A 23,357-nucleotide genomic window follows, 5' to 3' on the forward strand; every position below is an offset into this window, starting at 1 on the left:
GCTCATCGCTCAAATCCGTGGGATAGACGGCTTCCATGCCAGGTGCTCCGAAGCGAGAAAAGTTCCTCCAGTTTCAAACGCTGCGTGTAAATACTGCTTATTTCCGCGACGATCAAGACCTTTTCAAACACGTTCTGAGAGATTTCGGCTTGCTGCGGCGGCCATCTGCAAGATACTTTAATTCCATGTTCGAACAGCAATTAGATGAAATATCCTCCGCTTCCACTCGAACGACTTGGCACGAGTTGGCCGATCGCGTTCTAGCCGGCCATCGGCTGACATTCGACGAGGCGATCTCGGTGCTTCGCGCGCCGGACGACGAGCTGCTTGATCTCATGGCGGCCGCATATCGAGTTCGCCGCCGTTATTTTGGCAACCGGGTGGCCCTGTATTTCTTGATGAACGCCAAGAGCGGGCTTTGCCCGGAAGATTGCCGCTACTGCTCGCAGTCGAAGGTCTCCGAGGCCGAGATTCCGCGCTACAATCTGCTCTCCGAGCCGAAGTTGATGGACGGGGCCCGCGTGGCCGCCGAGCGCGGGGCCAAGACCTACTGCATCGTGATCTCCGCCCGCGGCCCGACCGAGCGCGAGATCGACGCGGTCGCCCGCATCGTGCCGAAAATCAAGGCGGCTTACACTCTACAAATCTGTGCCTGCCTCGGGCTGCTCACTCCCGATCAGGCCCAGCGACTCAAAGCGTGCGGCGTCGACAAGGTGAACCACAATCTGAACACGAGCGAGCAGTTCTATCCCGAAGTTTGCTCGACGCACACCTATCAGGATCGGATCGAAACGCTGCGCGCGGTTCGCGGCGCGGGAATGGAACTGTGCAGCGGTGGCATCCTGGGGATGGGTGAAGACGATGCCGACGTGGTGCGAATGGCCTTCGAGCTGCGCGATCTGGAGGTCGAATCTATCCCGCTCAACTTTCTCAATCCGATCGACGGCACGCCGCTGGCCGGCAGCAATCGTCTTAATCCGCGCTATTGCCTCAAGGCCCTGGCCATGATGCGGTTGGTCAATCCGCAAAGCGAACTGCGAATCGCCGGCGGCCGCGAGATGCATCTGGGCAACCTGCAAGCCCTGGGCCTCTACGCCGCCAATTCCATCTTCGTCGGCGACTATCTCACGACCCAGGGCCAAACCCCCGAAGCCGATTACCGCATGATCGAAGAACTCGGATTCGTCGTCACCCGCGACGCGGACGGCGCACCCGGCTAATCGATTCTCCAACCGCTGGCGCGTCCTCCCTCTCCCTCTGGAAGAGGGCGGGGTGAGGGTGCCTCGTCCAGCCATCCCATCGAAGCCGCGTTTCCCCGGTCACTTCCCAGCTACTGCCTCAAGCACCGCATCCGCCACTCCGCGCCGCACCTTCTGTATTCGCAGATCGCCGCGCTTCGGATGCACCGCGTTCGCTAGCAAGATCACATAGACATCAGCCTCGGGATCGATCCAGACATTCGTGCCGGTGAACCCCGTATGGCCGAATGCGTGGGACGAAAGCTTTTTCCCGGCGGCACTGCCTGGCGGAGTGTCCCAGCCGAGCGCGCGGCTAGAGTCCTTGACGATCTCGCGCCGCCGCGTGAATTGTTCGACGAGCGCCTCCGGAAAGATCTTGCTTTCGCCGCGTGTCCCTTTGAGCCACTCGGCCGACCAGCGGGCCATGTCGTCGGCCGTCGAAAAGATCCCCGCATGAGCGGTTAGCCCTTCACCCGCCCGCGCGTTTTCATCGTGAACCACTCCCTGCCAGAATCCCTTGCCATCGCCGCGGCGCTCTGTGGGGGCAATTCGGGCGATCAGTGCCGCCGGAGGGTTGCGCATCGTGTCGTGGAGCCCCAGCGGAGCGAAGATTCGCTCTTGCTCCAAGTCGGCCAATCGTTTGCCGCCGGCCCGCGCCGCGACTTCGCCAAGCAGCATCACGCCCAAATCGCTATAGACAGACCGCGCGCCCGGTTCGGCCTCGAGCGGCGTCGCGAACACCTGCTTGATGATCCCGTCGTACGTTTCGGCCTTCTTATAAAGCGGCGCCCCCGCCGGCAGCCCGGAGCTATGCGTGAGCAGATGCTCGATCGTCACCTTCGCTCGGCGTTGCTTATCGGTTTCGACTTTGGCGGCATCGAGAAACTCGGGCACGTACCGGCTCACGGGGTCGGTCACGGCAAGCTTCCCATCGCGCACGAGCGTCAGCACGACCGACGTGGTCCCGATGATCTTCGTCACCGACGCCAGATCGTAAAGCGTCTCGGGCGTTACCTCAGCTCCCTGCTCATAATCGAGCCGCCCAAAGCCGCGCGCCCAGAGCACCTGGCTATGATTGCCAACGGCAACCGAGCACCCGGGGAAGATATGATCTTTCACGGCTTGCTCGACGATCTCCGCGGTCCGCGAGAAATCTGGTTTAGACGCCTTGGCTACTTCATCGGCAAGCGCCGGACTGCCGACAAGTGCCGTCGCCGCGATCGCAATCAATGGGAGAAAGCGGATCGAAACAAACGACTTGGGAGCGCTCACGGTACGCATGTGAAATAGTGTCGGCTATTGTGTGCCACTGCTGGCTTGTCCAGCAGTGAAGTCGCCCGGCAAGTTCTTATGTTTACGCCGTCGCGGGCCACATTTTCTTGCGTCAATCTTGTTTTCCCGACACGGGCGTCGATCGCGGACTTGGGTACAAACCATGGTCATGACATTCACTGCTGGACAAGCCAGCAGTGGCACCGGCTCGCGATACTGCTAACGCCCGCCGTCGTGATCTTCATGAAATTTGATTAGCGCTCCGGCTATGTCGTCGCAGGCCTTCGGTGCCTCTTCGCCGGCGGCATTCGTTGCCGCAAGCACGGCGAAGTGCCGTTTCGGCGCCGCCCAAACCACGCAAAACCACATCGTGTTCGACCCTGCGTGGGTGAGCGCCGTTCCGCCCGCCCACGGCCGTTTCGTGACGATCCAACCGCTGGCATAATCGCCGACCGGGCCGGGCGTCGTCAACTCATGGATCGTCGCGGCGCGCAGGATTTGCGGATTCGGATGATCCGGATCCAAATACAAACTCACGAACTTGCCCCAATCGCTGATCGAGCAATGCACTCGGCCCGCGGGGCCCATCAGCGGAGCGTTGTCGAACTGCAGCGGTTCGGGCTTGCCCTCTTTGATCACGTGTCCCCACGGCTGATCGACTTTCCCCGGCGTCCCTGGCGGGCCGAATCCGGCCGTTGTCATCCGGAGCGGCTTGAATAATTCGTTTTCAATCACTTCCTCCCACGGCTTGCCGGTCTTCTCCTCGAGGATCGCGCCTAGGATGACAAAGCCGACGTTGGAGTATTCATACTTGGTTCCTGGCGACTGATCGGGGGCTTTTTTCAGCGCCGTTTCGACCGCCATGCGGCGCTGCTCCCGGAGCGATTTCTTGCTGCGATCGATCGCCCACCAGTCGATATCGTGCGGAAGCCCGGCCGTGTGCTCGAGCAACTGGGCGACAGTGACCTTGGCCATCTCGGCGTTCATCTCCGACCGCAGATCGGCGAAGATCTCGGCCATCGTGTCCTGCGGCGCGAGACGCTTGCTCTCGAACAGCTTACCGATGAGCGTGGCAGTCATCGCCTTGGTATCGGAGCCAAGATGAATCAGATCGCCGGCCGTCATCCGCTCCGGCTCGCCGGCTTTGCGAATCCCGACCGCGCCTAATGCCGTGATCCGATTTCCGTCGACAATCGCCCCGACCAACCCGGGCAGCTCGTGATATTTTTCCAGAATCGGCTCGAGCACCGCCGCCAACGGAGCCGGTCGCGCCTGCTGCGCCACGCCGCGCGGTACCGCCGCGCATACGAATACCAGCACGCAGAACAATCGAATTAGCAGCGCCGCCTCGCGCATCGCAACACCTTTGGGGTTGGTTGATTCGACAGTATTGTCGTTGCCTCGCCGCATGAATGCAAGTCGGCGAACGTTCTGCGGGTGCCGTTGCGGGCTCGCTCCGCAGCCGATCCATTCTCAATGCCCCAACGGGCTACGTCCTCTACCCCAGCGTTGGCCGCGCGTCGCGGCCTACGCTGGGTCACGGGTGCAAACGACCACCCTCAACCCCGACGGAGTTGCGCCGGCGTCGCGCCCGCCGCGGACGCAACTCCGATGGGGTTGAAAACGAACGAATGTGATCGAATACCCAGGGTAGGCCGCGGGCGCGTCCAACCCTTGGGCTAAAGCCGAAACCCCGTTGGGGTTGAATGCCTGTGTCCCCCACGCGCCGGCTGGCTTCGACGAATGGCATCGCAGAATAACTCCGCCAATGTCTTGACACCCCGCGTCAACTGTACTATAAGTATTAATACAGTTACCGAGGCGCCTGTGGAATTTCAGATTGATCCTTCGAGCCGATTGCCGATTTATCGGCAGCTTGCCGAGCAAATGCGCGAAGCGATCGCTCGGGGGAACTTGCAGCCCGACGAGCGGCTGCCCTCCGTCCGCGAGTTGTCGCGCCGGCTGGTGATCAATCCGAACACGGTCGCCCGGGTTTATACCGAGTTGGAGCGCGAGGGGATCCTCAGCACGCGGCAGGGGCTGGGCGTGTTCGTCTGCCAGCGAAAGCCCGAGCTGACTCGCAAGGCCAGGGACGAGCGTTTGCACGAACTGTTGGATCGCCTGCTCACGGAGGCGGTGCATTTGGGATTCTCGGCCGCCGAGGTGCTCGCCTGTGCGGCCAAGCGCGTAAAGCAGTTTCAATGGTCCACGAACGACCGATGAGGCGCCGCCATGCCCAACGTTATCGCGACCCACCGTTTGACGAAATACTACGGCCGGCGCCCGGTCGTCTGCGATCTCGATTTGTGCGTGCCGCAGGGGTGCGTCTACGGCTTGCTCGGCCGAAACGGGGCGGGCAAATCCACGGCCATCAAGATGTTGCTGGGGATGGTGCATCCGGATTACGGCACGGCCGAATTGCTCGGCGAAGATACATCCCGACTGCGGCCGGAAACTCGCGAGCGAATCGCCTTCTTGGCCGAGGGGCATCCGCTCTATCGCTGGATGACGATTCGTGACGCAGTGCGGTTCGCGCGCCCCTTCCATCCCCATTGGAACACCCCGCTCTTGGATCAGATTCTCGACCACTTTGCACTCTCGCCGCGGGCGAAGATTCGCCGGCTCTCGAACGGTCAACGGGCGCAGGTGGCCCTCGCGCTCACCGTGGCCAGCGATCCGGAACTTTTGATTCTCGACGACCCCACGCTCGGCCTCGACACGGTCGTGCGGCGCGATTTCCTTGAATCGCTGATCCAAATCATCCAGCGCCGCGGCCGGACCATCCTCTTCAGCTCGCACATTTTGGGAGATGTGGAGCGGGTAGCCGACCGCATCGGCATTCTTGTCGACGGCGTACTGCGGGTCGATTGCCCGATGGAGCATTTCAAGGACTCGATTCGGAAGGTGATCGTCGAGTTCGTCGGGCCTCCGCCGGTAGCGCCGTCGCGGCCGGGCCTGGTCGGGAGCCGGCAAGTCGGCCGCTCGCTGGTCTTGATCGTCGTGGGCTGGGACGACGAGTGGCGCGGCGCGCTCGAATCGCTCAATCCGCGCTCGGTCGACGTGCAGCAGATGAGCCTGGAAGACGCGTTTATCGAATACACCCGCGGGCCGCAACGCCCGTTGCCCATCTTCTTCGGAGAAAACGGCGATGTGGAAAGCAATCGTCTACAAGGAATTGCGTGAGAACCTTTGGATCGGCGCGGCGGCGTTAGCCATATACGCGATCATGGTGGGCTCATTCATCGGAGTTGATCTGACGGCCGCATTTGTCAGCAGATCAACGAACTCTGCGGCGCAAATTCCCTTCTCGGACGACAGGTTCACCGGCGAATTCGCAATTCTCTCCGCGCTGTTTGCCGTCGTCATTGGATTTCGGCAAACGATCATGGAATCGGTCCGAGGCACTTGGCTTGTCCTATTCAATCGACCGATTGAATTTGGGCGCGTCGTCGCGCTCAAACTGCTTTCAGGGGCCGCGATCTTTCTTGTCTGCTCGGCCGTCCCGATCCTTTGGTACGGCTGCTGGGCGGCAACACCGGGCACGCACGCCAGCCCTTTCTTTTGGTGCATGACTTGGCCGTCATGGGTCGTCTGGTTCTCGATGATCCCGATTTACCTCGGCGCGTTTTTGAGTGGTCTTCGACCGGGACGATGGTTCGGCACGCGGGCGCTGCCCTTGGCGGGGGCGACATTCTTCGCGTTCGTGATTGGCGTAGCCCATACGTGGTTGTGGCCTCTGTGGCTGGCGGAACTTACGTTGCTCGCCGCGCTGCTTTGCGGGGTCATCTTGTTCGTCGCTCGCACGCGCGATTTTTCCTAAGGGTCATCGAGAAAGCACGACATGAAAAAGCTTTGCGCAACATTGCAACCGTACGGTTTGGCGCTCGTGCTCGCGGCGGGGTTTAGCATCGTTTACGGGTTGCTCGTCGCGATCGGTCTTCCAATAGTCGACAACCTAATTCAACCGCGCGAGCGCATTCGCGGGCTCTATGTAGATTCCGAAGGAGCGCCGGTGATAGGGGAATGGGAGCCGGATGGCCGCGTCGCGCTGAAGTATCGGACTCTGCTGGGCGCCGAGATCCAAGAAACCCCTGATATCCAGGCCAATCAACTCCTTCTCTTCCCGCCAAACTACCGCACTGCCGCGCCTTGGCGACCGAACTGGGGGACGCACGAACTCGGACTTGAGAGCCCGGTGACACGTTGGTTTCTAGTGTACGAAGCGAAGGAGCAGGGTCGGGCCTATTTCGAAGGATTTGATCCGGAATCAAAGCTCCGCGCCGGTTTTATCGGCTCCCACGGTTTCCAGACCGAAGAGCCTTCTCCGGCCCAAAGCTTCGCTATTGACGGAACGATCACGGCAATTGGGGCGGTGACATACCTCGCCATTAATCAGCCGAAGCGTTTGGAGGGCTGGGAGTTTGCCGACCTATACCTGATTTCCGGCAAGGATTTGGTAACGGTCGATTTTCGCAAACGCACGGTTCGCAAAATACTGTCCGCTGATAACATGCTCAGCTTGGGCTTGCTCTCCCCGCCTGTCCGTCAGCTTCCCAACGGCGCGGAACAACAAGTCGATCCCACTGCGGTGCCGCTGTTGGCAATCCGCGAAGTAGACCGGATTTTGCTACTGGATGCGAAAGGGACGGAGCACAGTTCGTTTGTGATTCCGGAAGAACTCCGCAAAGATACATTGGACTTTTATCAAAACGGGGACCTCGGGCTGGCAATCGTGCATCGAGTCTTGCCCAATGTCGATGATCTCTATTATTTCGACCGCGGCGGGCATGTCTTGCGGCGGGCAAGCGTTGTCCGGACAAACCGTGATCCCATCATGAACCGCCCCGGGCTCCATAGCTGGCTGATCGCGCTCTGGATGCCTTCCCTGGTTGCCGCCATCGTTGAACCGGCGATCGGCGAGAATTGGACCTTGCTCGCGCTGCTTTGTGTCGGATCCGGCATCCTGGCCTGGCTCGCCGCGAAACGCCAACGCGCTTATTCTCAGCGTGGCGCTGTGGGCTGGGCCATCTTCGTCTTTTTGTCGGGAGTGCCGGGCTTCGCCGCCTACCTTGTGCATCGCCGCTGGCCGGTCCGCGTTGCATGTCCCTCCTGCGGCCGCTTCGCGCCGCGCGATCGCGAGAGCTGTGCGCTATGTGGCAAAGAGTTTCCGCGGCCGGCGCTCAAAGGGATTGAAGTCGTCGCGGCATAGTCGCGTCGCGGCAACCACGCTCCGAAGTTTTGACTGCCGATCCTGAATTCTGATCGAGTCGCCAGCGCATGAGAAAAGGCGCGCCGTTGAGCGCGCCTTTCCTCTAAATCACGACCCAATCGCAACAATCGCGATCTCGGCAAAACTACTTGCCAGCGCGACTACTTTCCCTTGTCGGGCGTCGCGGTCGTCGTCGTATCGGCGGGGGTTGTCGTCGTGGAACTGCTGGTCGTAGTCGTTGTGCCACTGCTGCCGCTCGAAGCCGGCTTATTGCAGCCGACTGTGAACATGCCGAGGCTGCACAAGACGATCAAAATGCCAATTTTCTTCATCTCAACACCTTTCCTGATGACTGTGGGGCGAATTCGTTTCGCAGGACCTTCCTGCACCTTCTCATTGACTAAAGATGCCAGCATGGGCAAATTTATTCCCGGCTTCAACGAATTTCCTATATGATGCCCAGTGTCGGCGCACCGGAATGGCCACCACCGGGTATGGATTTTGCCCTGTCGTGGTTTTGGCTGGGAATAATCGCGATACATTAGGTCTCTACTTTTTGGGCAAGGATCGACCATGGCGGACGACCAGAGTTTCCCGGGCGGAGCCGGGGGCGCGGAGCGCGTGAACGGATTGCCGGCAATGCTGCCAGTGAATGCGGCGCTGCCGGTGGATGCGGCGCGGCCAATCGGTCCGGCGGCAGGCGATGGCATCGCGCTCGCCCATAAGGTGAAAAACGAGTTGGACTTGCCTCGGCTTGTCGCCGACCATGCCGGCGTGTTATATGGCTATGCCTATCGGCTGACGGGTTCGGTGGCCGACGCGGAGGACCTTACCCAGCAAACCTTTTTGATCGCCCATCAAAAGCTGTCGCAGTTGCGCGATGCCGCCTGCGCGCGGGGATGGCTGTTTGCAGTGCTGCGGCGGGTGTATTTGAAATCCCAACAGAAGACGCGGCGCTTGCCGATGGCCGGCGCCGTTTTGGATATCGAAACGATTCCCGACGAAATTGTCGCCGATCTCATCGTCGATCGCGAGTTGTTGCAAGCGGCAATCAATGAATTGCCCGATGCGTACAAGCTAGTCGTCTTGAGCTTTTATTTCGAGAACCTGTCGTATCGTGAAATTGCCGAGCAGTTTGATTTGCCGGTGGGAACGGTGATGAGCCGATTGTCTCGGGCAAAGAATCAGATCCGATCGCGGCTGCTTGAGGCGGAATGTGTCGCAGTGCCCGGTGCCGGGCCGGCCTGTGACGTGCCGGCGGATGCCGACCCGTCGGCGCCCCGAGTGAGAGGTGCCTGATGGAACTTTCCGAGCTTCGCGACGCCATGGATGCCTGCCGCGCGGGGCGCGACGATCTCCGTTTGCCCGAGTTGGTTCTGGTCGCGGATCGATTGGAATCGGACGCAGGGGCTCGCCGGCTGTTCGAGCGAATTCAACGACTCGACGTGCGAATCGCGGAGGCCGTGCACGACGTTATCGTGCCGGCGGGGTTGGCCGAGCGGATTCTGGCGCGAGTCAATCTTGAATCCGAAAAACCTCGGAGCGTCGCAAACGAGCAGTCCGTTCGCGAAGCCATGGTGGCCGTCGTCCCCGAACGCAGGTCGTCCCGCAAGCGTATTTGGTCAATGATCGCCGTCGCCGCGAGTCTATTATTCGCCCTATCGCTGGCGACATTTTGGCCGCGCCACCAGAGGCTCACCGACGAATTGCTGCGGAGCGACAGCGGCGCTTCCACTTGGTACGCCGACGTCTCGGATCGCGCCTCGTGGACGCCGCTCGGTCCGCACGAGCGAGGTCTGGCGCAATACCCATTTCCCAACTCGATTCGCGCCGCTGCGAAGAGCTGGTCTGATGCGTCATCGACTGTCGGGCAACCCTCCGTCGCTTATCAATTGGCAACCGGCCGCCGCGCGGCGCTATTCGTCATTCCTACGAACGATTTCGATGGTCCATCGACTCCCCTCTCGAAGCCGCAATACAGTACCGGCGGGTGGACGATCGGCTGGTGGCAATCCGAAGGCCTGGTCTACGTGTTGATCGTGGAGGGCGATGAGCGGACATACCAAGATCTGCTCAATTCAGCGGCCCAAGGCCCGCTGGCCTGAGAACCCCTCGCAATACCGCCGGGGACTGTCTCCCTTTTGCGAAGTCCGCGAAGCAAAACGGGGACTGTCCCCTTCTCCCAGGCGGTTTTGCGAGGGGTTCTGAAAAAGCGAGCTTTCCACCCGCAAAGTCTTCGTGTCTTGCCGAGTTTCGATGTCGGCACCGGCGGGCCGGGTATGCGGAAGAATCGTTTAATCCTTCCCCATCGGAACGGCCGAATCGGTCAATAGAGGCCGCGGGCCGTCGACTGATATCGGCCGAATACCGAATTCCTTGTTGGGGGGGACTGAACCATGAAGAGGTTGATTTTCGCTTTGTCGCTGAATCTGCTAATCGTTGCTGCCGCGCATGCTCAGAAGCCGGCCGCGGAGAAAACGGAGCGGTTCGCGCCAATCGCCAGCCATGTCGCTTCCACCGGCGAATTGACGCCGACCCCCGAGATGTGGTTCTACGAGCAAGAGCTGCGGCGTTGGGACGACCCGCAGACGATCGTGCGAACGAACGCCGAGGAAAAGGCGGCCCAGCGGCGGGCCAGAATGGCCGCGATGGCTTGGTATGGCCTGTCCAACTCGCGTCCGAACGTCAGTCCTGATCCGACCGACAGCCCGTACGCGGCCCATTGGCGTTCCAATGGCTATCAGCCCTCGGAATGGGTCGGCGGGATCAGCCACCAGACGATCATTCTCGAAGCCAATCGCGGCGCGAAGGCGTATTGATCGGCCGATCAGCGTCCGATGCGTCAAGCCCGCGCTGACGCCTGAACCGCGCGCGGTGCGTCTGCGCTTCGCTGGACACACCCTACAAACCTTGGCGATAATGAAAGTGATCGGAGTAGCCATTGAGAGACGGTTCGTGACGGCGGTTGATCGGATATGAAGACGGTTGAGCATCTATTCGAAGAGACCGGTCTATCGGTTGAAGAGATCGCCGAGCGGTCCGATCTGTCGATGGAACGTGTGGCGGCGATCGCGGAAGGGCGGTGGACTCCCAGCCCCGACGATCGCGAGCGTATGGCGGCTGCGTTCGGAGTGCCGGCCGCCGAGATTAGCTGGGGGCATTCGATGAACCCGCGAAACATTCGCTATCGGCGCTTCGGCCTACGCGAGAATTTCTGACGGCTCGACAGCCGCCGTTGCTCATGTCAGCCGGCGGACTAGCCAATCGCCCAAGCGGGGCGAGAGTTGTCCGAGCACGAATAGCAGGCGGACGAGGCGCGGATAAACCAATTCCGGCCGGCGCTGCTCGCAGGCTTTGAGAATCAATCGCGAGAGTTTCTCCGGCGGAACCGCGCGGAATTTGACCCCCGCGCCAGGCTTGCGCGCCTTTTCCGGCAACCCGGCCGCCTGATCGGCATAGCGCTGCTCGGAATCATCGCGAGCGATCGGGCCGGGCAAAACGAGCAGCACGTGCAGCCCGCGCGGAGACATCTCGAGTCGAAGCTGCTGCGTGTAGGCGGTGAGCGCAAACTTCGTCGCCGGATAGGCGCCGACGTAACGAACGGCCGCCTTGCCGGCCAAAGACCCGATGTTTACCAAATGCCCCTGGTTCTTGAGCAAGTGCGGCGCCGCGGCGCGGCAACAGCGCACCGCGGCGATAAAATTCAGGTCCATCAAATCGACGAACTCTTGCGGCGAGGTGTCGATCGCCTCTCCGCGCGTGGATCGCCCGGCGCTGTTGACGAGCAAATCGAGCCGGCCGAATTGACTGGCGACTTGTTGAAAAATCCGCTCGACATGCTCTTGCCGGGTCACGTCCGCGGGCATTGCCAACACATTGCCGCTCGCACGGCGAACGTCGGCCGCGGCGCGCTCGAGTCTTTGGGCATCCCGCGCCACGATCACGACGTTGGCTCCAGCGGCGGCGAGCGTGCCGGCCAGTGCCTTGCCCAATCCGCCGGAGCCGCCGGTGATCACCGCGACCTTTTCATTCCAGTACGGCATCGGGCAAAGCAGAGCGTGGGCATTTACGTCAGGCTGGCCAGCCTGACTCGGATTGTGAGTCGATCTTAGCCTAACGTAAACCGCCCGGAATGGAAGCACCAGCCGCCGTTGCACGGGTCGTTTATGGGCGCCCTCAATCGAAGTGGCGGAGGCTGACGATTCGCCAATCCCCGCTCTGGCCCGACGAGATTTCGCTGCGCTGATAGCGGCGCGGGAATCCCAGCTCGGGATCGAACTCGGCTTGCTGAAGCACTGGCTGCGGCAGCGGGCCGCCCGGGTTCTTAGCCGCTGCTTCGTTGCGATCCAAGTCGCGGCGGATAATGCCAAACAGCCCGTTCACCGACCAATACTCCCAGATCCGCGCGGGGCTGGGCTGCCCGTCCAAACTCATCGAGGTAACTTCACCGTTGCGAACCGCGACGTGCAACTTGCCCTTGATGTCGAAGTTGCCTTCCAGCTCCATTTCGTAGTTCTTTAGGCCACGCTCATTCCAGCGGCTCACGGCTGCCTCGAAATCGGTCGCCGACATGATCGGCAACTGCCCGCGAGCGAGATATGCTATGACGCCGATCGTCCCGATTAGTCCGATGACCGACCCGATCGCGATTCCGAGAACTAGGTTTCGCAATCGCGATCGGGATTTCTGATGCGCCGCCAGCCCAGCACGGGGCGGATCATTCGCCGAAGGGTGCCCGTTCGTCGCTCGAACGCCCTCGGCATCATCGTCACCCCGCGAGTGATTCGCCGACATGCAAAGGCCTCCCGCGACCATCATCCCGCTTCCGCGAGCTAACCGAGTTGGATCGCCCGTGTCTTTCGCGAGCCAACGGTGATTCAGCCATCTCGGCAAGATTATTGGCTCACGTGATCGCGAGTGGATAATGGGATGTTAAAAATTGGTCTTTTGGTACTCGTCCAGCCCAGCAGATTACCACTTTCGTCGGTGAAGACTTCAAAAAACACCGGCAAACCAAAAGTAGCCAACTCGTCCAATTTGCTCGCCTGTTTTGTATAAAGTGGATAAACTCGCGACACGTTATCGAGAGAGCCGCTCGACGTTTTCCACGTGATCTCCTTGGCCAAACGCTTACGGATCGAGGGAAGGCTCATATCCAACCCGGTTTTTGCAGCCGTTTGGTAGTCGGCATCTTGTTGATAGAACTGCGCGATATGGTTGACGATGGATTCGTATTCGGTTTCGCGCACCGCAATATCGCCAAGCCACTTCCGATCCTTTTCGCTTATCGGCTCTTTGGCCAGTCGTGCGAATAAATCTTCGATCGTGCGCACGTCCGGCGATTTAAGTGCGGCTTCAGTCTGCTTCCAATTAAGAGATTCGTCGTTTCGGGCCTCATCGTGATGCGCTCGTCCACTACAGCCGAATACGCTAATGATGACTAGGTTCGCCAGCGACAAAAAAGTGCGATACAAGGCGTGGCGATTTGCATCACTTCGCGCTCTCAATTCCTGGCGCAATGGTGAATCGTGTGCCTGCGCGCGCAGATGTTCGTATTCGTTCAGTTGAGCGGCGATCTCCCGATCAAACTCTGGCTGATGGTCGTGATAACAGGCCAAGGCGGCATGAATTTGTGCGAGCGACAGATGCCGACCGTGCTGGGCGAAAATCTCTTCGGCGCTCAGTCCATGCGCGACTTCGTCGAGGGCAATCTCGATCACCTTGACGTTCGTATCGTCGATCCAAGCTACGCCGCGTTCGTCGAGCCAAACGTGTTCCAACGGGATGGCGCTCATTTCGCAATCTCTTGTCGAACCAACGAAGGACACTTCTCGATTATATTCTGGTCGGCGCGATTGCGCCAAACAGGCTATGCGAAGCACCGTGTTTTCGCGACCTTCGCTACAATGGCGAGCAGCCGCGGAAGTGATACAGAAAAATTCCCGCGGCGACGGCGACATTGAGGGAGTCGGTGCCCGATCGCATGGGAATGGTGATCCGGCGGTCGCAGAGCGCGACGATCGAAGGATCGAGGCCGTGTCCTTCGCTGCCGAAGAGCAGGGCGAAGCGGTTGGGTCGACCGGCGGACGAAAGTTGCTCGGCGGTGGAATCGAGGACGGTTGCGGCAAGTTGCACGGAGAGCGGATTGCGAAGCTGGCTCAGATCGTCCACCAAATCGGTCGACTCGCGGATCGCCACACGGAGCGACGCGCCCATCGAGACGCGCAGGACACGGCGCGAGAAGGGATCTGCCGAACCGCGGCCAACCAGGACGCCATCGACGCCAAACGCGCTCGCTATCCGCAGAATGGAACCGAGGTTTTCGGGATCCTGGACCTCCGGGCAGATCACCAGGGTCAGCCGTGGGCCCGGCGGAGCGAGTTCCGCGAGCGACGGATTGGGACGCCGCCGCCCGCAAGCCAGAATTCCGCGATGGAAGTCGAAGCCAACCAGCGGCTCGACCAACTCGTCCGGCACGATCCAGACTGGAACGCCAGGCGGTGCGAGCGAGCCGAGCTGCGGCTCGAAACGATTGCTGAGCAGGACCGATTCGACCGAAAAATCGCTGGCGAGCAGACGCCGGACGAGCTTCTCTCCTTCGCAGATGAAGAGTCCTGCCCAGCGAGTGCGATTGGTGTCCTTCAGATGACAATACGGCTCCAGACGCGGATCGTCGAGCGAGGTGATGCGAATTCGCACGTTCACTTCGCCGTGTGGATTACGTCGGTTGAGTCGGTGACGTCGCGCGTGATCGGTTCCGCAAGTTGCAGGGTATTTTTTTGTGCGTTCTCGCGGCGGGTGAAGTGCAGCTCGTAGGTCGCGACGGCTTGTTCACTGGTCTCGTCGAGTTCGAATAGGTGCGTGGCCAGATGATTCTCAGCGTCGAAGCGATGGACAACGTGAGCCGGCTGTGGGTAGATTTCGACTTTGAGGCTGCCGAGGCCGGGCGAGTCTTCGGCATGGCGCTCAATGACCGCCACGCGGAACGGGCTACCGGGCGTGTCGCCACGGCGCGTGCGAACCTGATAAGTCACTCCCGGCAGACCATCGAGCGCCGTCCCCGTGCCGGACTGAGGTAACTGGTTGGCCACCTGCCCGAGCTTCACGATCCAATCGGGCTTCGTCGGCTCGAATTTCAACCAAGCCCGAACCTCCATTTGCTTTGCTCCGGCGGGCCAGTCCTCGGCCAGCCAGTTTAGCACTGGCACGGTCGTGCCCGGCTCGCAGTTCGCGTCGTAGAAAACGTATTTCGCCGGTGCGGCCCGTTTTTCATCCAATATCGGCGTCACCTCGAACCACGATTCGATCGGGCGCGGCGCAAACTGTCGGTCGGCTCGTTGCACCGAAAACGGGAACCGCACTCCTTCGGCCGCGCGAATCGGACGATGAACGCCCAGCCGCCAGACGGTTTCCGTACCCCGATCGCCGTCAATCAGCGGGCCGAAGAGCGGGTCTCCCTTGTCGAAGCCGACGGTTTCGAGCGATTTGCCGTCGGCGCTCAGGACTAGTTCGGCCGCCTCGCCCCCCGACAGTTCGATCTGGTCGGTGAGCGATCCCAGCGCGACCGTGAAGGGATGCGGGCCGTTCGGTTTGGGATTAACCGTCACTGCGGAGCCGACCTGCGCATGGCCAATGTCGTTGCCGCCGCCATCGAAGACGGTGAACACTTTCGGGCCGAGCAATGTTTCGAGCGATTTAACGAGGGTCGTGCCGCTGGAGACCGGCGTAAAGCTCCCTTCGGTCTGGTCGGCCAGCGCGCCAAACTCTTTGGCCGCCTCCGCCTGTTCGCTGGCCGGGATGCCGAAACCGACGATGTGAATTGGAATCTTGCGATCGCCCATCGTGGTCATTACGTCGTCGCGCCGCTTGGGATTCGGCGAGTTGAATTGATAGTTCGCGCCGTCGGTGATCACGACGATGCTCTTCTCCGTGCCCGGCTCATCATTGGCGAAATCGCCGATCGCCTGCACGAGCGACAGATAGAGCGGCGTTTCTCCCCACGGCTTCAGGCTCTTCATCAAGTCGAACACTCCGCCGGCCACCACCGAATCGAACCGTCCCAGCGGCAGCACCAGCTCAACATCTTCGCTGGGCCGCAGATCGTCTGGAATCACGCGAGCATAGTCCGTCTGCCGGAGCATTTGATCGGGTTTCTTGAGGTTCCAGCCGACGCGATGGCCGTAGAACAAAACGCCGACTCGGGCGTCCCCTTCGGAGGCGAGTTCCGCGAGCATTTCGTGCAGCGCGATCTTGGCCGCTTCCAGCCGCGGAATCCGCTGCACGCCTCCCGGGCCTTCCATGTCGGTCAGTTCCGACATACTGTTCGAGCAATCGAGGATGAAGATGATTGATGCCCGCTTGCGGCTGCGTCCGGCGAGTGTCACGGTCGGCGGACCGTAGTTATAAGGCTTGAAATCGATCCGCGCGCCGCCGGTCGGGCGAAGCAGGAACGGCGCGACGAACGGATTCGTGCGCAACAGCGCAACCGCTTCCAGCATCGGCCCGCGGCCGATTAACGCGGCGGTGGGCACTTGCAGATCGAAGCGCTGGCCTTGTTCGGTTGCCGCGTTGCCAGCGGCCAGATCGAGGAATTGCGTTGTCCCGTCGATGCGGCCCTTGGCGTCGCGAACGAAGAGGGCGACCCGCTCCGTCGGGGCCCCTTGTTTCTCAGCTTCAGCAGTGGCCTGCACGCCGAGCTTGATCGTGGCGTTCTCATTTTCCTCCAACAGCAGCACGTCGGAGGCCTCGACGCGGACGGCCGCTCTGGCGGCGCCGCGTCGTCGTTCGAGCAGCTTCGCCAGACGATTGCGCTCGACCAGCAGCGACGGCTCGACCTCGCCGACTGCCTGCGCGGCGCGGAGATAATCCGCCGCGGCGACGGCAAACAGCGGGTCTCCTTGCGTATCGGCCGGTCCCCAAAAATCGTCGAGCACTCGGGCGGCGTGCCAGAGCAACAACTGCTGCAAGTTCCATTGTCGCTGCCGGCGGATCGGATCGTAGTCGAGGGGCGGAAACCAAAGCGAGGCCGCGGCCCGGGTGAGTCGCTCGGCGTCGCCAACGGCAAGGCGAGCTTGAGCGCCACGGTCGGCGTCGGCGCGGCCGGCCGCCCCGGTCGCTGATTCGTTGCTCTCCGAGTCGGCGCCGACATCGTGCAGGCGGCGCAATCTCGCCGGCAGAGTATCCAATAGTTCGCGAACCCGGCCTCCACGCGCCGCGCTCGTTGCGTAGAGGTCTCCGTGAGACGTTTTGTCTTCGCCGAGCCTTTCATGTGGCATATCCGTCGGCTTGTCCAGATTGTCAGTCGTCGCGAGAATCGCCAGCGCCGGATGTTCTTGCCATTCCACGATGCTGCGATGGAGATAGTCGGCGGCGTCGGTTTCCGGGATGCTCGATTTCTTCGGAGACGTCTGTTTGTTCTTTTCCTTGCCGGATTGGTCTTTCCCGTTATCCTTCGCCGACTCGGCAGTCCCGTCGGCGCTCAACTTGGCCGAAGTCTGGACGAGCAAGCGGCGCAGCTCCTCGCGCTGTCGTTGTGGAGCGAGAGGTACGGCGAGCGCCGCGTCTATATCGCGGGCCCTAGCTGCATCGGCCGTTTTGGACTTTTGCAGCCGCGTGCATTCCGCTGCGAACAACTCCTCAAGATGCTCCAATCGCTCCCGGACCTGCCGTGCCTGCTGATCGAGCGCCGGTGACTCGACGGCGGTATCGGCGCCGGCCGGTTCTCCGGCCGCCAGCAGCGCGCCCAGCGCATGATTCGCGTGGATCAGCGGTAGGAGCGAGTTGTTGATTTCGGCGTCGAAGGTTGCCGCGGATTCGTCCGGAGGTAACGGCCGAGCGAGCCACGCCGCCAGATATGGAACCTCGGCATACGCGCGGTCGCGAAGAGCCAATGCGGCGGCAACCGACTTGCTGACTTTCTCGGCCTGAGCGTAACGGCGATCCGACTCCTGCCAGAATGGTTCAGCCGCCGCCAGTGTTGCCGAGTCTCCCGCAAAGAGCCGGTCCTTGGCTTGCTGCGCCGCTCGATCGCCGACCGCCACCAACGGCAGGACCCAATTCTCCGTCCGTTCATCTTCTGGAACGGCCAGCCGCTCGGCCCGCATCTCGACGCCGAGCGCCTTGCCAACGATCGCTGGTCGCTGCCAAACGGACGCCGGCAGCTCATTTCGCATCAAACGCAAATACTGCACCTCGGTCCACTGTGGACCGCGATTACGCGCCGAAAGACCTCCGAGCAACGCATCCGCAGCCGCGCCGCCTGGCGCGGATTGAAACTGCGCAAGTTTGGCGGCCAATTGACTTGCGCCGTCCACGGGCATGCCAAAAAACTCTGCCAGCGGTAGCGTGTGGGCGGTCGGCGGGGGACGCTTAGTCTCGCGATCGGTCAACAGATCGGCGCGAGCGAAGATCGTGCCTTCCTCGGCGAGCTTTGCGGCTCGTTCATCGACCGCGACCGTGTAGCTCTGCAATTCGCGCAGCGCCGCGCGAGCCGGGGCCTTGTAGCCGCCGCCGGCAACGGCCGCTTGTTCCAGCCAGAGCAGTTTCTGCTCGAAGTCGCGCCAAGCCAGCGGATCGAACCGCAGCGGTTCAAACGCCGAGAGCCGATCGCGAGCTTGCCACAATGGATCCAAATCGCGAGCCGTGACGCTTGAGCCGGTGGATGTCGAAGGGGCCGCATCCGCCAGGCGTCGCTGCGTCGCCTTGTTAAGCGCCCAAACGACCGTGAAATCGGCGGCGCTCTCGGGAATCAGCCTCGGTAGCTGATGATCGACCCGATTGTGGCGCACCCATGCATCCACATGGCTTTGCAGATAATCGCGCAGCTCGTGCAGCGAGACGCGGTGATCGCCGTTGCCTCCTTCGCTCGGGTCGTCGGCCGCGCCGGCCAGCCCTAACCGCAAGTAATGCCCGAAAACCGATCCCGACAGATCCGCCGACGCCCAGGCCGTTTGTCCGGGGCTCGTCGAATTGAGAATCACGAGGTTCGGAATCTTCTTCTCGGCAACTACGTCTTGCAGCCGATCGGCAAACGTGTTCGCCAGCAATCCCAGGCTCCAATTCACCGACATTCGATTGCAATCGAGGATCAACAATTTGTGCCATTCATCCGGCAAATGCTCGGCCTTGATTCGCTCGAGTAGATCGGTGACCTTCAGCCATGTTTCGCTCCGCAGCGGCGAGGCGCTGGGCAGTATCAGAGCCGGATGCCCGTCGGCATCGACCGCGCCGTGTACACTCACATAGATAATCACGGCGCCGGTCTTTGAACCGAGCGCGCTCGCGGCGCGCAATTGCCGATCGAGGCTGGCCAGCCCGCTCTCGACCGATCGCCATGCCGCGCTCGCGTCAAGCAGGCGAACCGATTCCTGTTTGTCGAGATCGGCCAAACCCTGCAAATCCTCCTGTGCCCATGCGTTCGGCGGCAGCGGCCAAGCGTATGCCGGGGCGGAGATAGCGATGAGCGGCGTTTGAATCGGCCGAAACCAGAGTTGGTAAACGAACAACGCCAAGAGCCCGACGAAAAGCAGCAAGAAGCCGCCGATCCGCAGCCGGCGCCAGACCTCGCGGTTGTGAATCCGCTCGAGCGGCTGCGATCCGCCATCGCTCTGCCAGCGATGGCTCAGCACTTTGAGCCGCGCCGCTGTCCTACCACGCCAGCCGCGCCGCGCGGAAGGGCTGCTTAGGCCGGGCGGAGAATACTGTCCGGGAAGAGACATAGTGAGTTTCTCGCGATGTTCAATTTGCGGCGCATTATAGCAAACTATGCAGAGCAGTCGTCACACTCAGCGCGAGGGAGGTTCCGCACGCGGAGCGCAGCGACGGCCGTCAATCCGCCAACGGCCGGACCCCTTGCACCTGGGCCTTCGGCGATGATTGATCGAACGCGGTCCAAATGCGTGCCCGGCCGCGCAACTGCCGCATGTAGGCCTCTTCCAGATAATCGTGGCGCTCGCGGAGAATCTCCAGGCGAACCGCATCGGCCACCGATTCGAGCGGCGCCGGACCGGCCCCGTGCCGCTCCAACACGCGTAGCACGCGCCAGCCGTCCGTACCTTCAATCACCTCACTAATTGCGCCGATCGGCATCGTGAAAAGCATCTGAGCGATCCGCGCCGAGGGAATCTGGTCCTTCCGCGTCCAGTCGAATGTCTTCGCCTCGACCGCCTTGGTACGGCTGGTCCCGAACGGCGGCTGCGGAATGCCAAGCGCTCGATTTCGCATAACCTCGATTGCCGCCTTGGCTTCGTCGCGCGATGCAAATCGATCCACCGGCGCCGTCAATTGCTCGTAGCGAACCGCGGCCGGCTGCTCGAATCTGGTCCAATTGGCCCGATAGCAAGCGATCAGTTGTTCCTGTGTCACCGTTTCATCGACTCGAATATTTCCCTTGAGCCAAGCTGTGGCAATGGTCGCCTCGTCGCCGTCCGCGGCGTCAAAGGCTGCTTGGGTCACTTGCGGCGATGCGCGCCGCGCCTCCTGACATAGGAGTTTACGGTCGATAACCCGCGCGAGTTCGCGGCGGATGTAAATCGGCCGTTGACGGAGCTTTTCATCAAGCGACATCGACGGACCGAAATTGGCCAACTGGCGATCGACCTCAGGCGCGACTTCGCTCTCAAAAACCAACTCGCCGTTCACTTCCGCCAGGACGGCGCCGGAGCTGCGAATGACAGAAACTGTCGCCGGGCGGACAATTCGCGCCGCGGGCGAGGATTCAGACTGCTGCGGAGCCAGCGCGGGAGCGGGAGTCGACGCTGTGGCCGAGTGCGTCGCTTTTGCTGCGGGCGTGGTTTGAACGACCACCGACTGCGTCTGACCGCAGCCGCAATCGCTATCGGCCGGAAGGATGGCAACGCGCGGCTGACCGGCCGCACCGGATCGCCCGGCAATTGCATTCGAGGACGATGGGGACGCACGCTCCGCGGATGTTGAGGCGACGGCGCCGGCCTGCCCACCCTCGCCGCCATTCGGCGCCGATTCCGAGGCGGTCACGGGCTGCGGCGATCCCGGCGGACCTTCCGATGGTCCTTCCTTGGGCGCTTCGTTCGTTGGTGGCGAGCCGCCGCACCCGGCCATGGCGAGTCGCGCCTCGCGTCGCACCCGCGCCGAAGGCTCCTTGTAGCACCCTTTCTCCATCTTATTGGCGACCTCGTCGAGCTTTTTAAGCACTTTCGGGCTACAGCAACTCTTGGTCTTGCAGGTGGAACAGGGCTTGCCCGACAGCTCGCGCAAGGCTTTAGCCGCCTCGTAGCGGACTTCTTCCGTGCAGTCGTCGAGCGATTCGAGCAGAGCGTCTTCGATCCCCGGATAGCAGCCGGCGCAGCCCAGAGTCGCCAAATAGCGAATCGCCTTGATTTTTTGCGGCGCGGCATCTTCATCGGCCTTTGCCCCAGCCGCCGCAGCCTCCGCCGGATTTGACGAGGCGGCCATTTTCGGATCGGTGATCGCCAGCACCGGCGGAGTCGATTCGAGGCCGGGAAAAACCGACCCGAGACGGTTCCGAATCCGTTCGATGATTCCAGCGAGAAACTTGGCGCCTCCAGTGACGCCGAGGAACTGCCAAAGCGTCTCATGCGGGCAGCAGGGCTGGGTCGGCGTCGAGACGTTTACGGTCGTCCCGTTTGGCGCCGTGGTCGGCGCCGGTGGCGCTGCCGGAGTCGTTGGCGCGGCGGCAGGGGGCGCCGTCGAAATGCACCCCGTCAGGAGCATCACACCCGCGAGCAACCAGCAAATCGAGCGTCTCGGTTTCATCCCGCGGCCAACTCCGATGGGTCCTGAATGCCCATGCGCCGGCGTCAAAACCGCTACAGCCCGCGCAATCATCCTGACCAATCGGCAGCCGTGAGGGCCTGACTTGAGAATTTAGGCGAGATTTGAGGGCTGCTAGCAGCTACTCATCCTTCCAGCGCCGCGCGGGTGCGCTTCGTCAGTTCGTTGTCCGGCGCTCCAGAGCCCTTGAGGTTGAAAACGCTCGCTGCCAGGTAGCGCTCGCGCCAGGGGGACGACATGGCGGCGTAGTCTTCCATCACGGCCGCGCTGAATTTGTAGTCGTGCGCATCGCGACCCTTGAAGAAAATCAATAGCCGTGCAGCGTCGATCAATTCTTTCGGTGTCGGATTGTCTTTCGCATAGGCCAGCACCTTGCGGGCCGCCGTTGTTCGGTCGCTGCCGACGTCGGCGAGGATCTCGGCGACCGCCTCAGTGCCCGATTTTGTCGGCTGAAGCGGCTCGAGCTGATCGATGGGCGTTCCCTTGCTCTTCGGGTTTCCGCGGAAGAGCGGGATGAATGCCGCGTTCTGCAAGACGAGCAACCGCTTTGTTTGGTCACTCTCGGTTTGGCCGAAAGCGAAGTGCATGGCGTTGGTGGTAGTGACTGCGTGGAGCGAGCGGATATTCGGATCGCGCATCATCAACTCGCCGGCCGCATCGAAAAGCGCCTCCCAGATGGATTGAGGCGCGACCTCGGCGTTGAGAAGTTCCACGACCTTCTCGGAGGCTTCGTTCGCCGATCCGCTGCGAAGCGTCGCCAAGAGTTCGGCCGTGCGCTTCGGATCGGATTTACCATTCGGCCAATCCGGACGAATCTTGGCGGCCAGTTCCTGATTCTGTTTCCAAGGTCGGTCGGGATCGGCATCTCGTTGGGCTGGATTCTCCCCTTCATGCTCGAGCAGCGCGTAGGCCAGCGACCGCAGCACCGGCTCGGCATGTTGCCACCCGATCTGCCGCAGCGCTCGCGAGCTGTTGGCCACATAGATTGCTTTGTGCCCGATGTCGCGAAAATCGCGTATGCCGTAGCGGCAGAAGATTTCGAACGCTTGCTGCGGCTTCGCGGACCTGGCCAACCCTGTGACCGCGGCGTCGGCGGCCGATTCGTCCCAGTTGTCCATCGCTTGAGTGAAGTCCGCGGCCGCTTTGTCGGCGTTGGGAACGACCTTCTCATCAACCCCTTGCATCGTCCAGTGATTCGCTTTGATTTGCTCGGCTTGAGACGATTTGAAGGCATCGATTGCCCAAAAGATGGGCAACCAGCGGTGCTCGTCCGGTGAGGCGAGGCTCGCCAGATGAGCGGAATTCACCACCAGAACCGCATGGAATTTAAACCCGACCGGGCGCGGTTGGATGTCGCGAACTCCGGCCAACAGGAGCGCCGCCAAGAGTTCCTTGTAGGGCAAGCCGCTTTTTATTCGACCGGCCACCACTTCGAGCACGCGCTCGCGCGGCGTGTCCTCCAAGAGGCGCACTAACGGCTCGATATCATCGCCATATCGCACCTTTCTCGGATCGAGCCGGGCTTCATCCGCTGAAACGGGACCAAGCTCGCCGAGAATGCCAAGATTCGATAATCCCAAAACGGCCCCCGTTGCTGCCGCCGTTCTCAAGAAGTCCCGCCTCGGCTGATTTGCGCACATAGCCGGCTCCTTTCATTGCTCCAAGTGAAAGTGACCTCGTCTGCCTCCCGTCGATCTTACCACAAACAGCAGCCGCGGCGGCAAGGGATTTGCTCCGGTCGCGCCGAACCGTACACATTGGCAAGTCCACTTCTGATAGCGAATTTGCGCGACGCTCACGATGGACTAACACCGGTCGGCTACAACCTTTCCAGCTTGGAGGAGCGGAAGCCGGCGCTAATCCGATTG

General features: G+C 61.5%; 19 protein-coding genes. 9 read left to right on the forward strand and 10 right to left on the reverse strand.

The genetic code is table 11. The features are described 5' to 3' along the window. Positions 1–185: 185 nt before the first annotated feature. Positions 186–1,220, forward strand: coding sequence for a biotin synthase BioB (bioB, locus tag VGY55_02415; protein ID HEV2968813.1), 1,035 nt, complete (start codon positions 186–188; stop codon positions 1,218–1,220). A gap of 99 nt (positions 1,221–1,319) precedes the next feature. Here the strand turns inward: bioB and VGY55_02420 are convergent, their stop codons facing one another. Together VGY55_02420 and VGY55_02425 are read right to left on the reverse strand one after the other, a co-directional pair. Continuing rightward, positions 1,320–2,510, reverse strand: coding sequence for a serine hydrolase domain-containing protein (locus VGY55_02420; GenBank protein HEV2968814.1), 1,191 nt, complete (start codon positions 2,508–2,510; stop codon positions 1,320–1,322). Positions 2,511–2,729: 219 nt separating this feature from the next. After that, positions 2,730–3,866 carry a serine hydrolase domain-containing protein gene (locus VGY55_02425; GenBank protein ID HEV2968815.1) on the reverse strand — a complete coding sequence of 379 codons (1,137 nt, stop codon included), beginning with the start codon at positions 3,864–3,866 and terminating at the stop codon, positions 2,730–2,732. A gap of 471 nt (positions 3,867–4,337) precedes the next feature. Here VGY55_02425 and VGY55_02430 point away from each other — a divergent pair, with 471 nt between their 5' ends. From VGY55_02430 to VGY55_02445, 4 genes are read left to right on the forward strand one after another with little or no spacing between them, the layout of a single operon-like run. After that, on the forward strand, positions 4,338–4,733 hold the full coding sequence (locus VGY55_02430) for a GntR family transcriptional regulator (protein HEV2968816.1): 396 nt from the start codon (positions 4,338–4,340) through the stop codon (positions 4,731–4,733). A 9-nt stretch (positions 4,734–4,742) separates the two neighbouring features. After that, complete coding sequence (locus tag VGY55_02435) at positions 4,743–5,693, forward strand: ABC transporter ATP-binding protein (protein ID HEV2968817.1); 951 nt, start codon at positions 4,743–4,745, stop codon at positions 5,691–5,693. Beyond that, the gene (locus VGY55_02440; GenBank protein ID HEV2968818.1) at positions 5,659–6,330 is read left to right on the forward strand and encodes a hypothetical protein; all 672 of its coding nucleotides are present in this window, start codon (positions 5,659–5,661) and stop codon (positions 6,328–6,330) included. Before VGY55_02435 ends, VGY55_02440 begins: the two co-directional genes overlap by 35 nt. A gap of 21 nt (positions 6,331–6,351) precedes the next feature. Beyond that, positions 6,352–7,719, forward strand: coding sequence for a hypothetical protein (locus VGY55_02445; protein ID HEV2968819.1), 1,368 nt, complete (start codon positions 6,352–6,354; stop codon positions 7,717–7,719). A gap of 161 nt (positions 7,720–7,880) precedes the next feature. Here VGY55_02445 and VGY55_02450 read toward each other — a convergent pair whose 3' ends face one another. Next, complete coding sequence (locus tag VGY55_02450) at positions 7,881–8,051, reverse strand: hypothetical protein (protein ID HEV2968820.1); 171 nt, start codon at positions 8,049–8,051, stop codon at positions 7,881–7,883. Positions 8,052–8,292: 241 nt separating this feature from the next. On the opposite strand from VGY55_02450, the gene VGY55_02455 reads away from it, so the two are divergent. The 4 genes from VGY55_02455 (at position 8,293) to VGY55_02470 (ending at position 10,937) form a co-directional block, all read left to right on the forward strand. After that, positions 8,293–9,018 carry an RNA polymerase sigma factor gene (locus tag VGY55_02455; GenBank protein HEV2968821.1) on the forward strand — a complete coding sequence of 242 codons (726 nt, stop codon included), beginning with the start codon at positions 8,293–8,295 and terminating at the stop codon, positions 9,016–9,018. After that, a complete protein-coding gene (locus VGY55_02460) occupies positions 9,018–9,824 on the forward strand; it encodes a hypothetical protein (GenBank protein ID HEV2968822.1) in 807 nt (268 codons plus the stop codon). Before VGY55_02455 ends, VGY55_02460 begins: the two co-directional genes overlap by 1 nt. A gap of 291 nt (positions 9,825–10,115) precedes the next feature. Continuing rightward, positions 10,116–10,538, forward strand: a complete 423-nt coding sequence (locus VGY55_02465) for a hypothetical protein (protein HEV2968823.1) — start codon at positions 10,116–10,118, stop codon at positions 10,536–10,538. A gap of 156 nt (positions 10,539–10,694) precedes the next feature. Then, on the forward strand, positions 10,695–10,937 hold the full coding sequence (locus VGY55_02470; protein ID HEV2968824.1) for a helix-turn-helix transcriptional regulator: 243 nt from the start codon (positions 10,695–10,697) through the stop codon (positions 10,935–10,937). Between the two features lie 21 nt (positions 10,938–10,958). Here the strand turns inward: VGY55_02470 and VGY55_02475 are convergent, their stop codons facing one another. From VGY55_02475 to VGY55_02505, 7 genes are all read right to left on the reverse strand, one after another. Beyond that, positions 10,959–11,762, reverse strand: a complete 804-nt coding sequence (locus VGY55_02475; GenBank protein ID HEV2968825.1) for an SDR family NAD(P)-dependent oxidoreductase — start codon at positions 11,760–11,762, stop codon at positions 10,959–10,961. Between the two features lie 133 nt (positions 11,763–11,895). After that, positions 11,896–12,513, reverse strand: a complete 618-nt coding sequence (locus VGY55_02480) for a DUF6174 domain-containing protein (protein ID HEV2968826.1) — start codon at positions 12,511–12,513, stop codon at positions 11,896–11,898. Between the two features lie 101 nt (positions 12,514–12,614). Further along, positions 12,615–13,514, reverse strand: a complete 900-nt coding sequence (locus tag VGY55_02485) for a hypothetical protein (GenBank protein HEV2968827.1) — start codon at positions 13,512–13,514, stop codon at positions 12,615–12,617. Positions 13,515–13,620: 106 nt separating this feature from the next. Then, positions 13,621–14,418, reverse strand: coding sequence for an RNA methyltransferase (locus VGY55_02490; protein ID HEV2968828.1), 798 nt, complete (start codon positions 14,416–14,418; stop codon positions 13,621–13,623). A gap of 2 nt (positions 14,419–14,420) precedes the next feature. Beyond that, positions 14,421–19,436 (reverse strand): vWA domain-containing protein, encoded by a 5,016-nt coding sequence (locus VGY55_02495; protein HEV2968829.1) that lies wholly within the window; start codon positions 19,434–19,436, stop codon positions 14,421–14,423. Positions 19,437–19,545: 109 nt separating this feature from the next. Next, positions 19,546–21,471, reverse strand: coding sequence for a peptidyl-prolyl cis-trans isomerase (locus VGY55_02500; GenBank protein ID HEV2968830.1), 1,926 nt, complete (start codon positions 21,469–21,471; stop codon positions 19,546–19,548). A gap of 143 nt (positions 21,472–21,614) precedes the next feature. Further along, positions 21,615–23,129 carry a twin-arginine translocation signal domain-containing protein gene (locus tag VGY55_02505; GenBank protein ID HEV2968831.1) on the reverse strand — a complete coding sequence of 505 codons (1,515 nt, stop codon included), beginning with the start codon at positions 23,127–23,129 and terminating at the stop codon, positions 21,615–21,617. Between the last annotated feature and the right edge of the window lie 228 nt (positions 23,130–23,357).

Source organism: Pirellulales bacterium, assembly GCA_035939775.1.
GTDB lineage: Bacteria > Planctomycetota > Planctomycetia > Pirellulales > DATAWG01 > DASZFO01.

Excerpts from the sequence above, each read along its gene's own strand:
- VGY55_02495 (HEV2968829.1), bottom strand. The coding sequence starts at position 19,436 with ATGTCTCTTCCCGGACAGTATTCTCCGCCCGGCCTAAGCAGCCCTTCC.
- VGY55_02485 (HEV2968827.1), bottom strand. The coding sequence starts at position 13,514 with ATGAGCGCCATCCCGTTGGAACACGTTTGGCTCGACGAACGCGGCGTA.
- VGY55_02500 (HEV2968830.1), bottom strand. The coding sequence starts at position 21,471 with ATGAAACCGAGACGCTCGATTTGCTGGTTGCTCGCGGGTGTGATGCTC.
- VGY55_02425 (HEV2968815.1), bottom strand. The coding sequence starts at position 3,866 with ATGCGCGAGGCGGCGCTGCTAATTCGATTGTTCTGCGTGCTGGTATTC.
- VGY55_02450 (HEV2968820.1), bottom strand. The coding sequence starts at position 8,051 with ATGAAGAAAATTGGCATTTTGATCGTCTTGTGCAGCCTCGGCATGTTC.
- VGY55_02465 (HEV2968823.1), top strand. The coding sequence starts at position 10,116 with ATGAAGAGGTTGATTTTCGCTTTGTCGCTGAATCTGCTAATCGTTGCT.
- VGY55_02505 (HEV2968831.1), bottom strand. The coding sequence starts at position 23,129 with ATGTGCGCAAATCAGCCGAGGCGGGACTTCTTGAGAACGGCGGCAGCA.
- VGY55_02460 (HEV2968822.1), top strand. The coding sequence starts at position 9,018 with ATGGAACTTTCCGAGCTTCGCGACGCCATGGATGCCTGCCGCGCGGGG.
- VGY55_02440 (HEV2968818.1), top strand. The coding sequence starts at position 5,659 with ATGTGGAAAGCAATCGTCTACAAGGAATTGCGTGAGAACCTTTGGATC.
- VGY55_02435 (HEV2968817.1), top strand. The coding sequence starts at position 4,743 with ATGCCCAACGTTATCGCGACCCACCGTTTGACGAAATACTACGGCCGG.
- VGY55_02455 (HEV2968821.1), top strand. The coding sequence starts at position 8,293 with ATGGCGGACGACCAGAGTTTCCCGGGCGGAGCCGGGGGCGCGGAGCGC.
- VGY55_02480 (HEV2968826.1), bottom strand. The coding sequence starts at position 12,513 with ATGTCGGCGAATCACTCGCGGGGTGACGATGATGCCGAGGGCGTTCGA.
- bioB (HEV2968813.1), top strand. The coding sequence starts at position 186 with ATGTTCGAACAGCAATTAGATGAAATATCCTCCGCTTCCACTCGAACG.
- VGY55_02475 (HEV2968825.1), bottom strand. The coding sequence starts at position 11,762 with ATGCCGTACTGGAATGAAAAGGTCGCGGTGATCACCGGCGGCTCCGGC.
- VGY55_02445 (HEV2968819.1), top strand. The coding sequence starts at position 6,352 with ATGAAAAAGCTTTGCGCAACATTGCAACCGTACGGTTTGGCGCTCGTG.
- VGY55_02470 (HEV2968824.1), top strand. The coding sequence starts at position 10,695 with ATGAAGACGGTTGAGCATCTATTCGAAGAGACCGGTCTATCGGTTGAA.